The organism is Polaromonas sp. (assembly GCF_012927455.1).
Taxonomy (GTDB): domain Bacteria; phylum Pseudomonadota; class Gammaproteobacteria; order Burkholderiales; family Burkholderiaceae_C; genus Polaromonas.
The window spans coordinates 346,557-359,189 of the sequence record NZ_JABBPE010000016.1 but is presented as its reverse complement, the minus strand read 5'-3'; the positions used below and the strand labels follow the sequence as shown (position 1 = coordinate 359,189).

Annotated in this window: 15 protein-coding genes; 5 read left to right on the top strand and 10 right to left on the bottom strand. The window is 59.0% G+C overall.

Going from position 1 to position 12,633, the window contains the following annotated elements:
• Positions 1-30 precede the first annotated feature (30 nt).
• A complete protein-coding gene (locus HHJ18_RS16795; protein ID WP_296916985.1) occupies positions 31-384 on the top strand; it encodes a phage holin family protein in 354 nt (117 codons plus the stop codon).
• Here HHJ18_RS16795 and HHJ18_RS16790 read toward each other — a convergent pair.
• Positions 340-1,923, bottom strand: a complete 1,584-nt coding sequence (locus HHJ18_RS16790; RefSeq protein WP_296917375.1) for a M48 family metalloprotease — start codon at positions 1,921-1,923, stop codon at positions 340-342. The two genes, HHJ18_RS16795 and HHJ18_RS16790, sit on opposite strands and share 45 nt — an antisense overlap.
• Positions 1,924-2,103: 180 nt before the next feature.
• Between HHJ18_RS16790 and moaC the strand changes: the two genes are divergently transcribed.
• Positions 2,104-2,631, top strand: a complete 528-nt coding sequence (gene moaC / locus HHJ18_RS16785; protein ID WP_296916984.1) for a cyclic pyranopterin monophosphate synthase MoaC — start codon at positions 2,104-2,106, stop codon at positions 2,629-2,631.
• Positions 2,632-2,637: 6 nt separating this feature from the next.
• Here moaC and HHJ18_RS16780 read toward each other — a convergent pair whose 3' ends face one another.
• Together HHJ18_RS16780 and HHJ18_RS16775 are read right to left on the bottom strand one after the other, a co-directional pair.
• Entirely contained in the window at positions 2,638-4,371 is a 1,734-nt protein-coding gene (locus HHJ18_RS16780) for a Wzy polymerase domain-containing protein (protein ID WP_296916983.1), read from the bottom strand.
• A 158-nt stretch (positions 4,372-4,529) separates the two neighbouring features.
• The gene (locus HHJ18_RS16775; RefSeq protein ID WP_296916982.1) at positions 4,530-5,141 is read right to left on the bottom strand and encodes a prepilin-type N-terminal cleavage/methylation domain-containing protein; all 612 of its coding nucleotides are present in this window, start codon (positions 5,139-5,141) and stop codon (positions 4,530-4,532) included.
• Between the two features lie 40 nt (positions 5,142-5,181).
• On the opposite strand from HHJ18_RS16775, the gene HHJ18_RS16770 reads away from it, so the two are divergent.
• Positions 5,182-5,358 carry a hypothetical protein gene (locus tag HHJ18_RS16770; protein ID WP_296916981.1) on the top strand — a complete coding sequence of 59 codons (177 nt, stop codon included), beginning with the start codon at positions 5,182-5,184 and terminating at the stop codon, positions 5,356-5,358.
• 98 nt (positions 5,359-5,456) lie between these two features.
• On the opposite strand, the gene HHJ18_RS16765 is transcribed toward HHJ18_RS16770, so the two are convergent.
• The 5 genes from HHJ18_RS16765 to HHJ18_RS16745 all read right to left on the bottom strand — a co-directional run bounded on the left by HHJ18_RS16765 (position 5,457) and on the right by HHJ18_RS16745 (position 9,298).
• Positions 5,457-5,675: a type II toxin-antitoxin system RelE/ParE family toxin gene (locus HHJ18_RS16765; protein ID WP_296916980.1), complete on the bottom strand. Its 219-nt coding sequence runs from the start codon at positions 5,673-5,675 to the stop codon at positions 5,457-5,459.
• Entirely contained in the window at positions 5,675-5,950 is a 276-nt protein-coding gene (locus HHJ18_RS16760; RefSeq protein WP_296916979.1) for a type II toxin-antitoxin system ParD family antitoxin, read from the bottom strand. Before HHJ18_RS16760 ends, HHJ18_RS16765 begins: the two co-directional genes overlap by 1 nt.
• Positions 5,951-6,454: 504 nt before the next feature.
• Positions 6,455-6,784 carry a hypothetical protein gene (locus tag HHJ18_RS16755; protein ID WP_296916978.1) on the bottom strand — a complete coding sequence of 110 codons (330 nt, stop codon included), beginning with the start codon at positions 6,782-6,784 and terminating at the stop codon, positions 6,455-6,457.
• 143 nt (positions 6,785-6,927) lie between these two features.
• On the bottom strand, positions 6,928-8,757 hold the full coding sequence (locus tag HHJ18_RS16750; RefSeq protein WP_296916977.1) for an O-antigen ligase family protein: 1,830 nt from the start codon (positions 8,755-8,757) through the stop codon (positions 6,928-6,930).
• Between the two features lie 94 nt (positions 8,758-8,851).
• Complete coding sequence (locus HHJ18_RS16745; protein WP_296916976.1) at positions 8,852-9,298, bottom strand: pilin; 447 nt, start codon at positions 9,296-9,298, stop codon at positions 8,852-8,854.
• A gap of 607 nt (positions 9,299-9,905) precedes the next feature.
• Between HHJ18_RS16745 and HHJ18_RS16740 the strand changes: the two genes are divergently transcribed.
• Both HHJ18_RS16740 and HHJ18_RS16735 read left to right on the top strand, forming a co-directional pair.
• The gene (locus tag HHJ18_RS16740; protein WP_296916975.1) at positions 9,906-10,145 is read left to right on the top strand and encodes a ribbon-helix-helix domain-containing protein; all 240 of its coding nucleotides are present in this window, start codon (positions 9,906-9,908) and stop codon (positions 10,143-10,145) included.
• Complete coding sequence (locus HHJ18_RS16735; RefSeq protein ID WP_296916974.1) at positions 10,145-10,567, top strand: putative toxin-antitoxin system toxin component, PIN family; 423 nt, start codon at positions 10,145-10,147, stop codon at positions 10,565-10,567. Before HHJ18_RS16740 ends, HHJ18_RS16735 begins: the two co-directional genes overlap by 1 nt.
• Before the next feature lie 120 nt (positions 10,568-10,687).
• Here HHJ18_RS16735 and HHJ18_RS16730 read toward each other — a convergent pair whose 3' ends face one another.
• Both HHJ18_RS16730 and HHJ18_RS16725 read right to left on the bottom strand, forming a co-directional pair.
• Positions 10,688-11,488, bottom strand: a complete 801-nt coding sequence (locus HHJ18_RS16730) for a 3',5'-cyclic-nucleotide phosphodiesterase (protein ID WP_296916973.1) — start codon at positions 11,486-11,488, stop codon at positions 10,688-10,690.
• Between the two features lie 449 nt (positions 11,489-11,937).
• Positions 11,938-12,594: an FHA domain-containing protein gene (locus HHJ18_RS16725; RefSeq protein WP_296916972.1), complete on the bottom strand. Its 657-nt coding sequence runs from the start codon at positions 12,592-12,594 to the stop codon at positions 11,938-11,940.
• Between the last annotated feature and the right edge of the window lie 39 nt (positions 12,595-12,633).

Genomic DNA, 12,633 nt, shown 5'->3' with positions numbered 1-12,633 from the left:
GGGCAGGTGGCGCGATGGTATTCTTTAGCCATGAAACTCATCCTCAAATGGCTGTTAAGCGCAGCTGCCCTGCTGGCAGTGGCCTATCTTTATTCGGGCGTGGTGGTGACCAGCTTCACGGCGGCGCTGATCGCGGCGGCGGTGCTGGGGGCGCTTAACCTGGTGCTGCGTCCCATCCTCGTGCTGCTGACGCTGCCCGTCACCGTGGTGACGCTGGGCCTGTTCCTGTTCATCGTCAACGCGCTGGTGTTCTGGGCAGCGGCCAGCCTGGTCAGCGGCCTCAACGTCAGGGGCTTTGGCGCGGCGCTGATCGGCTCGCTGATCTACTCGGCGCTGCAGCTAGCGATCGATTTTGTCCTGGAGCGCCTGCTCTTTGACAAGTGATTCAATCTGCCGCGTGCGCGTGTCAATGATCGAGCCTTCCACGTAATCGGCGCTGCCCGGGCTGCTGCGCATCAGCCCCTGCGCCGCCTTGAAGCGGTCAAGCGCCCCGCTGTAATCGAGCTGCGCCGCCCGGCTCTCGGCATCAGCCCGAATCGCCCGCACCGGCTGGTTCTGGCTGCCGTAGGCCACTGCCAGCAGCTGCCAGGCCATCGCATCTTTGGGATGGCCCGCCACCCAAGTCTGCAGCCGGCCCGAGACATCGGCCGCACGCTGCGCTGCCAGCAGCGAGCGCGCCTGCGTCAGCACCTGGTCGCGCGCGCCGGCCCGGGCCATATCAAAGCTGGCAGCCGAAGGTGGCTCCACCCCGGCCAGCAGATCCAGCTCGATGCCCAGCAGCTCTACCGCACTGGCGGCGCGCTCGATGGGCGCGCTGAGCGGTTTGAGCCGCGCCAGCAGACTGCGCGCACCGGCAAAATCACGCAGCTGGGCGGCCGCCAGCACGCCGGCATAGAGCGCGCCGGCGTCGCGGCTGTTGGCCGCTGTTGCCGGCGATTCCACTGCCGATTGCGCCGATAGCGCCGATAGCGCGGGCAACGCGCTGACACGCTGGCGCGCTTCGGCCACCATGGCGTGCAGCGCATCGACGCCGGGCGCCGCCAAAATGCGCGCGCGCGCCGCCATCATGGTGTGCAGCACACGCGCCTTGCCGGCCTCGGCCACGGTCTCTTTGCCCGGCTTGCTGCCCGCGGTCGGCGCCAGTTGCTGGCGCGCCTGCGCCTCGGCGATGCGCTCGGTGGTCAGCGGGTGCGAGCGCAGGTAGGGAAAGGCCCCGTTGTCATTGAGCCGGCCGGCCTGCTGCAGCTTTTCGAACATGCTGGTAACACCGCGGCCGGCAAAGCCGGCGTCAAGCATCACGCCAAAACCGACGCGATCAGCCTCGCGCTCCATGTCTCGGGAAAAATTAAGCTGGCTTTGCGCCGCCACCGCCTGCCCGCCGACGATGGCGGCACTGCCCGCGCTTGGGTTCTTGCCAGCGGCCAGCACGCCCAGAATCATCGCGGCAATCATCCACGGCGCCTGCCGGTTTTGCTGCGTCATCAGGCGCGAAATATGGCGTTGCGTGACATGGCTGAGCTCATGGCCCAGCACCGCCGCCAGCTCGTCGACGCTGCCCACCGTGGCAATCAGCCCCAGGTGCACGCCAAAATAGCCGCCCGGCAGCGCGAAGGCATTGACGCTGCGGTCCCGTACCAAAAAAATCTGCCAGGCAAAGCGTTCATCGATTTCCGCCCCCAGCTCGCCGCGCGCACGCGCCGCCGCCAGCAGCGGCTGCCAGACACTTTGCAGGTAGTCGTTCAGCACCGGGTCATCGAGGTAGTCCGGATCCCGGTAAATGGCCGTGGCAATGCGGTCGCCGATGCGCCGCTCTGCCGCCGCCGACAGCTCGGAGTTGTCGCCAAGTGAAGGAAGCGAGCCGGAGGCGCCGGCGGGCGCAGCGCCTGCCGGTTGCGCCAGCACGACGTTGGCCGCCGTCAGCATCAGCAGTGCGCCCAAGGCCAGGCGGTTTTTAAAACGGGTCGGTCGGGACAAAGGCAATGACCTCGCGAGACCAGCTGGCTGCGCCTGCTGGCGATGGTGGATGAACAAACAAGCTCATATGATGAACGATGGTTGTAAAGGTTTCAAAGCTTTCAAAGGTTTCAAGGATTTCGAACTAGCATGACGTCTTCTTCTGTTCTCACCCACTTCGATGCCCAGGGCCAGGCTCATATGGTTGACGTGGCCGCGAAAGCCGCCACCCACCGCGTGGCCGTTGCGCAGGGCCGCATCGTCATGATGCCGGCCACGCTGGCCATCATTTTGCAAGGTAGCGCCAAAAAAGGCGACGTGCTCGGCATCGCGCGCGTCGCCGGCATCATGGCCGCCAAAAAAACCAGCGACCTGATTCCGCTTTGCCACCCGCTGGCGCTGACCCGCGTTGCTATTGATTTTGTAGCTGTTCCCGCAACAACCACGGGCGCTACAGGAATTAATGATGATGAGAAAAAAGGGGCAGTGTGCTGCACCGCCACGGTGGAAACCGTAGGCCCCACCGGCGTCGAGATGGAAGCGCTAACCGCCGTCAGCGTCGCGTTGCTGACAATTTACGACATGTGCAAGGCGGTGGACCGCGGCATGACGATGACCGACGTGAGGCTGCTGGAAAAGCATGGCGGGAAGTCGGGCAGCTTTGTCGCGGGCACTTGAGGGCTTTTACCGGATAGCCTTCGGTGGTGAATTTTGCAGCGCCTGTGCCCTGGCCCAACGCGCATGCTCTTGCGGAAACGCTGCGCGAAAGCGTGCCAAATACTGCACGCCCTCATCGTCCAGGCCCAGCATCACGGCGCTTTCAATCAACTTTTCAATGGTCCGTGGTTCCGGCGAGTAATGCAGCAGCGCACGCGCCATCGCATACTGGGCCGCGGCGTTCTCCGGCGTCAGCGCGGTGGTGCTCAGTTCTGCAAAGCGCGCCTGGTTGCGGTACAGCCAGTTGCCTTGAATCTGCTTCAAAGGATCGTCGCGGTAGGCCGCCATGCGGGCCTCGGGCGGCAGGTAGATCTGGCTCACCCGGTGGTAGCTGACCGCCATGGTCAGCAAGGTAGCTATGATAATGATAGCTATCAGCACCCGTAGCCATTGGGATAGGCCGCTATTTATTTGTTTTTCTTGATATTTTTGAGTAGAATGCCCGGCGCTGGCCCACAGCAAGCCGACACACAGCGCAAAAGCAATCTGAAACGGCCCATACCAAAGCGGGTATTCCAGCAGGCTGTGCATCGCTATGACGGCCAGCACAGCCCAGGCCATTTGCCGCAGCGTATCCGTTTCACGCCAGGGCTTGGCACGCCAGACCAGCCAGAGCGCCGCCAGGCAAATAGCCAGCGCCGCCGGTACTCCGAGTTCCACCGCCAGCTGCAGCGGCAGGTTGTGCGCGTTGTCCAGAATCTCGCAAAAGCGCGGCCCGGGGTACAGCGTGATGAAATGGGCATAGTCCAGCTCGCCCCAGCCCCAGCCCAGCCCCGGTTTCTGGCCAATCAGCGTCAGCACGTTAGACCACAACACCAGGCGGCTGCCGCAGCCCGCCTGTTCTGTCAGCCGGCCAAACAGCCCGTCGCTGCTAAGCCCGGTGACCAGACTCAGCAGCCAGGGCAGCGCGGCCACGGCGAGCCCATAGGCCAGCAGGGCCTGCACGGCCAGCATCAGCGGGCCGCGCCGACTCTTGAAGTCGGCCCGCGCCCACCAGGCCCACCACGCTGTTAGGGCCAGCACCAACAGCCATTGCAGCAGACCCGTGCGTGAACTGCTGGCCGCGTTGCCCAGCGCCAGCAGCGCCACCAGCAGGCTGGCCGACCAGGGCACCGGCTTGGCAGGGGCGGTCCGTGCGCGCCAGGCGATCAACGCAATCAGGGCGATCAGCCCGATGCTGGTGAGCGTGGCGAACTGGTTGCGCTGGCGCAGATTGGCGAAGGCCTCGCCGGGCGCGGTCTGGCTGACCCAGGGGCTGAGAACCGGCGCCAGCCCAAAATACTGCGCCAGGGCAATGACAGCGCTGACAGCGGCAGCCAGCACCCAGGTGCCGGCAATCAGCCGGGCATTGAACCGGTGCTGAAACAGCCACAGCCCCACCGCGCAAAACGCCGAGAACAGCCAAGGCCACTCATTGGGCGTGGGCCCGGCGGTGTAGGGGCTGAGCCACGGCAGCACCAGCAACAGGGACAGCCACCAGGTGTCAGGCTGACGCGGGTCGAGCGCGTCCGACAGCGCAAGCGTCGCGTCGCCTGGCTTAGCGACACGCGCGGACTGACTGGCCGGTGCTGACGAGATTGGAATAGGGACCCCGATGGTTAAAGTTGCCGCAAACGGGCGCGGCTTGGTTAAAACGGCGGCACCGTCGCGATCCGCTGGCAGAGTGCGCTCAGGCAGCGTTTCCAGCAAGACAGGCTGCAATCGGGCTGGCGCTTGGGGTCATAAAGCCAAGTGCATTCTATTGCGCCCGCAGCGGACCGTCTCACTACATTTCAGGCATAAAATCGGCCTCTAGCCCATATAATACGGGCGCAATCAGCTATCAAATAAATAGCAACACTATCGACTTACCCCAACTATCACCGGCACTGCGTCGGCACATATTTGGCCAGCACGCTACCAGCTGCGGGCGGCACGGCGGGGCTGATTGCCGTACCGACCGCGCGCGTCGACGACGTGCATGCCCAATCCAGCGCACCGGTGCCAGCGGCGCTCGGGCCAGTTTGCGCAGCCGCCAACGGCACGGCTCCGGCGGCGCCACGCACATAGGGCGACAGCAGCAGCAGCGCCTGGCTGTCTGGTACCCGCAGCGCAGCCGCGTTGTAGCTGATCGCAATCACCCCGTTGGCAGCGGCAGCGCCCGGCGCCGGGCAAGTCGCGGCGGCGGTAGTGGCGCCCATGCACACAGAGCTGACGTACTGGCTGTTGGCGCCGGTCCCGCCCGCCTGAGCGTTCCACGCATCACTGATCCGCGCCAGTTCAGCGGCGCTGCTGACGCCCTCTTTGGCAATCGCGGCCTTGGCATTCTCAGCCAAAGCCAGCCCTTCCACGATACGCGTGCGCACCGTGTAGTCCTGATAGGCCGGCAAAGCTATCGCCGCCAAAATGCCGATGATGGCCAGCACAATCATGACTTCGACCAGGGTAAAGCCGTTTTGCCGCTTTTGAATCTCTTGAGTGGACAGCTTCATTTCAGGCTCCTTTGGTTAAACTGGGGGGCTTAAATCATGCATGTTTTGTGCCGTCAGCTTGCGTCGAGGCATCGTCGACGGTGGCGGCATGGACTGCTTGCAAGCAGCTCCTGCGCTGGAGCTTGTTTTCATGTTCAGTGTCGGCTGCGATGAACGGATGCTGATGGCTTGGCAGCTGAAGCGCCGCGGCAGTCTGGTTTCAGATGAAGCCAATTAAATCTGGCCAACCCAAGCCTAAAGTCCAAAACCAAGTTGCCGCACATCCCGTGCGTGATGCAAGACGCGCAGTACCGTGATGCCGTCGTCATCCGCCAGTTAGAACAGGATGTAGGGCGTTGAAGTAGGCCAACTTCGTACACGATCAGCGAGTTCTGGACGTGCTCGCCCCATCAGCGGCTGAAGTAACAGCGTATGGGCCTCTTTCTCAATGGCGTCCAGCATGAGCTCAGCCGCTTGCTGGTTTTCCTCGGCAACATACAGCCACGCCTCCAGTAAATCGTTTTGAGCACTCTGCGTGAGCGTCACGCGCGCCATCAAGCGGCGTCCGTTTTAGCCCGCAATACAGCCTGACCTTGCGTTTTGATCGCCGTCATGTCCATGGCGCCGACCCGACCTGCATGAGCATCGGCCATACCCTGCGCAATGTCCGCCTGGAGTGAAACGAAACTGGCGGCCTGTGCCGTTTGATAGGCTTCGAACAGGCGCAGCGCCTCGCGAATGACCTCACTCGCGGACCCGTACATGCCAGAGGCAACATGGTCCCGCACACGGTTTTCGAGTTCAGCAGGCAGTGAAATGTTGAGCGACATGGAGTTAGTTTCTGGTTGTGTCAATCTTTGCCAGTTTATGCCACTCTTTTAATAAGGGCTGGCCGCTATCCAATTCGTTGACAGCCGAACGAATCATCGCCAGCGGTCCGACAGTTGCGAAAAAACGCTATGATTTTAGTAGCTGCTTTTGCCCGTATCTATTGGACTAGAGGCCGATTTTCTTAGTATTAGGCTTGCGAATGGCAGCGCTTGGGCTATTGGAAGCTGACCCCCAAAAACTTTGGGTTTTCAGATTGCTACAAATTTAATAGCTGCTTGCGTATGCTGTCATTGGGCACAGCCATTTTTGATGCTTTATTTCGGGCTGGTTGGGGATGGGCCGGCGGCAAGGCTCAAAACCCGTCGCCGCGCGAAAAGCCCTGAATCTGCCCCTGCCTGTCGAGCACGGCGACCCAGTCCTGCAGGGCGATGGGGGGCAAATACAGCCAATACGCCATGTTGGCGCTTGGCATTAAGTTGCACGCCGCGATTGCTCTGCCTGATCTAGAAAACAAGATTCCGGAATTTAATTAGAATCTGACCCCGAATACTCCCATCACCAGCGCTCACTACCTTGAAACGGTCCCCCTCATGCACCAAATTAGCAAGGCGCGCAAAGTACATCGCCCCCAGCCCATACTCAAGAGCCGCTATTTGCACGGCACCAATCATCACCAAATCACGCCTCAATAATTGGCGCACTTTACCCGGGCTTAATACCGCAAAAGTCAGTAGCGGCCCCAAAACCACGTTCACCGCCACAATCAACAAAAATAATTGGCGACCGCCGGAGATTTCAATAAATGGGTAGGGATAGAAAAATTTTACGCCCAAGCGAGCACTGCGATTACAAGCCAGATGCTTAAATGAACGCCTGCTCCAAAGAATCTATTCTTGCAGTTCATACTAATGAAACAGGAAAATTTGAGGTTTTCAAGGCGATAGACGCACCAACCCTGACATCAGCCACTAATTTCTTAAGGCCAGGGCACAAAAGTGGGTTTAGACAAAAATGCCGAGAGTTCAAGAGCTTGGGGCAAGCCGCTACCTGCCAACGCCAAGCGCAGTCTCTCTGCAGCATCCTTGTCTTTTAACCACAGGCGATAAGCTGAAGCTTTTGCCAGAGCCATTTGACCCGTGAGCGATGCGGCCGCTGCATGCGTTGCGGCAACCTGAGGATCAAAGCGAAAATGTGCGACCCGGTTTGCAAGACGCAGCTGCACCGCGGCAGTTGCGGGCGACACACCGGTCAAATTGAGTGCCGAGTAGTCCGCCAAGTTAAGGAACAGAACTGATTCGTAGCTCTGAATGACTCGATCAGGCAAGGGCACACTGGAGTTCAGCTCGTAACTGGGGCTCACCTTGGCATAGTCCCAAAGTCCAAACAATGCCAGGATAATGGTGGATACGCCGCCAATGCCAACCGCCCTTGCATACGAAGCTGCCTTGTTTGGCACGGCACTAGCACTGTCCACGCCTAAAGACCCATTCATCGGGCTCATGGCCGGCGCACGTATTTCTGTTCGGAATAGTGCGCCAATTTGCGTAAAAACTCCTAATGCGAACGCGCCTGGGAGCAGGAAATAGGCGTACCACAGGGGATATTCCAGCAGACTGTGAATCATGACTGCCAGCAAGAAAACCGCAAGGGAGCGCCCTTCAAAAGATCTCAGTGCATGCCGGGACCGAACTATCAGAATGGCCAAAACAAATGCCCATGCCGCCGCGATGGGGGCACCCAATTCGACTGCCATTTGTAAAAAAATATTGTGTGCATGTTCGGTAACAGATGCGCTGGGAACAGGAAGGGTTTCGGTGAACATGGCGTAAGCAATGTTGCCAAACCCTACCCCCCAAATTGGATGGCTCCGAACAAGTGCCAAACTTTTTGTCCATATGATTTGCCGCCAATAGTCGCCCTCGAGCGCCGTGGATATCAATCCCGGGCGATTAGTTCCGTGAAACGGTAATAGCCCCTGCAAGTCAATTTGAACAGCGATATAGCGGAACAGTAAATAGGTGGGCAGGGCCAGCAGCAGCATCCACATCAGCTGGCGTGCGCGCCATGATTCAACTAGGCCCCAAATTGAAATTATTCCAACCAACAATGCGCCGGTGCGGGAAGTGCTGAGTACGATGGCAATGAGCAAGGTCAAAAATACCAAGACAGCCAAACCGTCAGATCGCCATTGAGGACGGCCCGCCGTACTTCGCAAAACTATCAGCGCTATCAGGCCTAAGACGCCCAATAAGGCAAACAAGTTTTGCTGCCTCAGATTGCCATAGGATGCACCGATTTGATTAAGGGGCGACACCAAGAACTCTGGTAGAGGCACTTGCAAGTACTGTGCTATTCCAGCGAGGGAGCTTGCCACTGCAACCCCGACAAAAGCTTTTAACGCAGCATTGATTAGGTTAAATCCCAAGCTGGACGTAAGGGGTAGCCCGCGGAACCACGCGGCTGCAAAACCGCCCAGCAGGCAGGTGCAGCCAGCCACCAACAAATAATAAATGGCAATGACGACCATGCCAAAGTAGGGCACCGCCAGCCCAAATGCCTGCTGCCCCAACAAGACCAGCACCGGCAGACCAAAGAGCAGGCCTGCGTAGGCGGCTGCCGGCCTGTCAAGGCGAAGATCTTCTGTTTTGGACAACCCAAACGCGCCGACAGCAGTCAGCACCCCCCAACCCAAAAACGCAAACATCTCCAAATGCAAGGCGTTGTAAGCGCGCGTGTAGCAGGTGGTCAAGAAGCCCGGGGCTAGCAGCAAAAATAACAGGCAAGCTAGCCGATTTTGGCGAGACATGGGCGTAATACCTTCAAAGATTTGAACAACAAAAAACCCTTCTGCGTTACGCAGAAGGGTTTGAGGAAAGCTTGAAAGTCCTAGCTAGAGCAGATTAGGCGCGGCACTGTGCGGGGCGATATTTTGCAACCAAGGTGCCACCAGTGCAGCTCCAGTTGATCGAGCCACCCGTAGGAACCGTCGAACCGGATGCCGTACCTACCAAGGCGCCACTTGAAGTAGGCGTGATGAAAATGGTTCCGGCACCCGCAGCAGCGGTGTAAGTAACTGTGATAACGCCAGTTTCCGGGGTAATCGCTATCCCGCTAACGTTGGAGGTAGGTGTCGGCTGGGTCCAGCCCGAAATGAACTCCTTGCCATTCGACGCATTTTCAGCAACGGCGAGTTTGGCAGATGCAGACAATACCAAGCCTTCCGTCACGCGGGCGCGCACGGTGTAATCCTGATAAGCCGGCAAAGCCACAGCAGCCAAAATACCAATAATCGCCACGACGATCATCAACTCGATTAGGGTGAAACCCTTTTGAATGGAACGCTTCATTTGAAAACTCCTTGGTTGAAAAAACTTGCAACAAACTATTGCAAACTGTGTGCCAACCGCTTCAAGCGCTGCAAGTTGTGCTTTAGTTCTCGGAATCTGCTTGGTTGCCCGCCCCGGTTCGGCTCGGCATGACGCTTTTTGCCTTGGGTTCCGGTTTTGGCGACATTTTTGTCACGCGATGCGCATGAATCTGTCCATTTCCAAGTCGGTCAAACCCCTCAGCACTTTTCCATGTCGTCCATCCCGGAATCATCAATTCGCAAGCTCTGCGAGCTGACGTGAAGCCCTCGGGCGCTGGAATTGTGAGGGTGTGGGCGGCTGCCTGACGGGTATTGCCGCGTTGCGCTTTGCATGACGTGGACCCCGAGTCGTCATCGCGAGGCCAAAGGCCGTGACGATCCAGGGTCGACGAGGCGTAGTCTTGGATTGCCGCTACGCTCGCAATGACGATGGATCGAGACCTCCCTGAGAATCCCTCGATTAACCTGGGAAGCGCAGTGTTGAAAAATTTCGACCATTAAAAATGCCTTCTCGCTCAACTTCTGCTGTTGTGCATGCCTTTTAAAGGATGTATAAACACGTACACACACAAACACTGGACACCCTGATGAATTCAATTCGCTGGAATATTGTGGTGTCGCCGAACACTGATCAATCCGTGCGTATGTACCTTGCCGGCCAAGGGGGTGGCCGCAAGGGTGACCTGTCGCGCTTTATTGAGGAAGCGGTTCGGGCGCACATTCTTGAGTTGTCGGCCGAGCAGGCCAAAGCCGCCAATGTCAATGTAAGCGAAGCAGACTTGACTGCCATCGTCGCCGAGGCAGTGCAGTGGGCGCGTGAACACTGATGCGTGTCGTCCTGGACACCAATGTCCTGCTCAGTGCGTTGATCTCGCCCCATGGCCATCCCGACACTATCTACCGGGCTTGGCGGACCGCACGATTTGAAATCGTGACCTCAGTGACCCAGCTCGATGGGTTGCGCCGGGCCAGTCGTTACGAGAAATTCAAAACGATTCTTCAGCCGCACCGGGTAGGCGCGATGGTAAATAACCTGCAACGCGCGGTGGTGTTGGCGCAGCTGCCCGCTGACATTGAGGCCGACGATCTTTTTGATGCGTTCCTGCTGGCGATGGCTCTCGTTGGCGAGGCTGACTACCTGGTGACTGGGGATCATCGCGCGGGCTTGTTACAGCGTGCTCACTTCAACCGTACCCGGATCGTCACCCCGGCCGGGTTTTGCGCGGAAGCACTGCTACAAGCCCGTTAGCCAGGGACCAAGCCTCAATTTCACCCGGAAATCGCAACGACTCAAGCTCTCACCGTTCCGCCCTAGGTCGGCTTAGCTGTTGGCGCCTACTGAAGGTAAGTTCCAGGCCACGGAAGTTACTCACAACTCAAATACCTGCCCCGCGTGCAGCCAGCGAATATCACGCGACACACTCACGGCGGGGCTGCTCGAGGCGCGTGTTGCATCGAAAGCCTGGATTTCCGCCATGATGAGCTCGGTTTCGGCCGGCTTGGTGTGGGTGATGTAAACGGGGTAATTTTTGCCCGGCGCGATGCTGTCAAGCTCGCTGGCCAGCGCATCGGGCGAAAGGTGCAGGCTGCGTTGGGCCAGATCACTTTCGCGGTTGCTGAAGGCGGTTTCTATCACCAGCATGGCGACGTCGAGTTGGTTAAGACGAGCCCACAAGGCCGGGTTCGCGCCGGTGTCGCCGGTAAACACCCAGCAGCCTTGGCCGGCGCTGACGGCGTAGCCGACGGCGGGCACGGTGTGCACGGCGGGCAGCACTTCGACGTGTTTGCCGGCGAGCAGCAGCGTTTGTCCGCACGCCAGCGGGTGAAAACTGACAAAAGGCGCTGCCGGCGTGGGAAGGGTTGAAAAATCAGGCCAGATGACATTGTTGAAAATGTGGGTCTGCAGGGCATCGATGGTGGCCTGCAGGGCATGAATCTGCAGCGGCGTGCTGCGCTTGGCGGCGCACGCATCAACCATGAGCGGCAGCGCGGCAATGTGGTCAAGGTGGGAATGCGTCAACAGCACATGGTCAATGCTGGCCATTTCATTGATCGAGAGATCTCCGACGCCAGTGCCTGCGTCGACAAGCACATCATGATCAAGCAGAAAAGAGGTGGTGCGGCAGTCTTTGGCGATTGCTCCAGAGCAGCCTAGTACGCGAACTTTCATGGGGCTTCCGTGAGGCTTTCTGGTGGAGTGGGGTGGCCCCGGGCCTGGTCCGAGGCGTGAACTTGCCTGGTTTCAAAACGGCCGGCGCGCTGGCTTGCCAGGTAAACACCAACAGTCGTGCTGAGACTACACGCTGGGCACAAGGGCAGTAAAGGTACTTTTTCCCATTTATGCGCTGGCAATGTAAAGACGCCAGAGATTGTTCGGTTTACCGTGCTTATGGCGCAATGAGCACAGTCTTCGTCAAGACAGATTGCAAACGAGAGCCGGACCGTCTGGGCTGAAGTGCGCCGTGGCGCGCCGGTTTTGGCTAATCTTGGCGAAAACGTCGTCTTGACTCGGGCTGGTTTGCCGCCGGTGCATGACGCTACCTACGCTATCTGCGCAATCCGCGTGACTGCATCACGCTGCCAATGGCAGCGCGGCAGCGCACCCATCCATGTTGCCGATCAGTGTTGCAAAAACTGCATTTGGGTTCCGGCCAACTCCAGGAAGTCGCCGTTTTTCAAGGTCACCGCTTCGGTGCCGATGGCAGCGCCATTGAGGGTCGGACGGTCGGTCCCTTCAACGTGGGCAAGCATGAAACCCTGGGGCCGCTTGGTGATGGCCGCAACTGCAACGCCGGGCTTGCCAATAGTGGTCACCACCTTGACCAGTTCCACTTGACGACCAGCTGCCGCCCCAGACATGACCTTGATGGAGGCATTTGCCGTTGTGTTCAGCCCGGCGCCACCCAGCGGAACTGTAGCGGCGGCCGCGGCCGCGAACGCCGCAGCGCCCGGCTTGAAGACCATGGTTTTGTCATAGGCAGGCTGGCTGGCTTCACTGACATACTTGATCTTGTACTTGCCGATCTCGACCGTGTCGCCATGCAGCAGCTGCTGCTTTTTGACAGCCTTGCCGTTGACATAGCTGCCGTTGGTGCTGTTAAGGTCTTCCAGAAACACCTCAGTGCCCGACATTTGCAGCACGGCGTGCTCGCCACTGACTGCGAGGTTGTCAATGACAACATCGTTGTAAGGCCTGCGGCCCAAGGATGTTCGGTCTTTCGTCAACTGGACTTCCTTGATCACGACGCCATCAAGAGAGACGATCATTTTCGGCATGGCCGACTCCTGTCTGTTTGTAATATTTCAGTCACAAGG

Excerpts from the sequence above, each read along its gene's own strand:
- moaC (WP_296916984.1), top strand. The coding sequence starts at position 2,104 with ATGACGTCTTCTTCTGTTCTCACCCACTTCGATGCCCAGGGCCAGGCT.
- HHJ18_RS16795 (WP_296916985.1), top strand. The coding sequence starts at position 31 with ATGAAACTCATCCTCAAATGGCTGTTAAGCGCAGCTGCCCTGCTGGCA.
- HHJ18_RS16770 (WP_296916981.1), top strand. The coding sequence starts at position 5,182 with ATGTTTTGTGCCGTCAGCTTGCGTCGAGGCATCGTCGACGGTGGCGGC.
- HHJ18_RS16750 (WP_296916977.1), bottom strand. The coding sequence starts at position 8,757 with ATGTCTCGCCAAAATCGGCTAGCTTGCCTGTTATTTTTGCTGCTAGCC.
- HHJ18_RS16790 (WP_296917375.1), bottom strand. The coding sequence starts at position 1,923 with ATGCTGACGGCGGCCAACGTCGTGCTGGCGCAACCGGCAGGCGCTGCG.
- HHJ18_RS16765 (WP_296916980.1), bottom strand. The coding sequence starts at position 5,675 with ATGGCGCGCGTGACGCTCACGCAGAGTGCTCAAAACGATTTACTGGAG.
- HHJ18_RS16735 (WP_296916974.1), top strand. The coding sequence starts at position 10,145 with ATGCGTGTCGTCCTGGACACCAATGTCCTGCTCAGTGCGTTGATCTCG.
- HHJ18_RS16745 (WP_296916976.1), bottom strand. The coding sequence starts at position 9,298 with ATGAAGCGTTCCATTCAAAAGGGTTTCACCCTAATCGAGTTGATGATC.
- HHJ18_RS16760 (WP_296916979.1), bottom strand. The coding sequence starts at position 5,950 with ATGTCGCTCAACATTTCACTGCCTGCTGAACTCGAAAACCGTGTGCGG.
- HHJ18_RS16725 (WP_296916972.1), bottom strand. The coding sequence starts at position 12,594 with ATGCCGAAAATGATCGTCTCTCTTGATGGCGTCGTGATCAAGGAAGTC.
- HHJ18_RS16730 (WP_296916973.1), bottom strand. The coding sequence starts at position 11,488 with ATGAAAGTTCGCGTACTAGGCTGCTCTGGAGCAATCGCCAAAGACTGC.
- HHJ18_RS16775 (WP_296916982.1), bottom strand. The coding sequence starts at position 5,141 with ATGAAGCTGTCCACTCAAGAGATTCAAAAGCGGCAAAACGGCTTTACC.
- HHJ18_RS16740 (WP_296916975.1), top strand. The coding sequence starts at position 9,906 with ATGAATTCAATTCGCTGGAATATTGTGGTGTCGCCGAACACTGATCAA.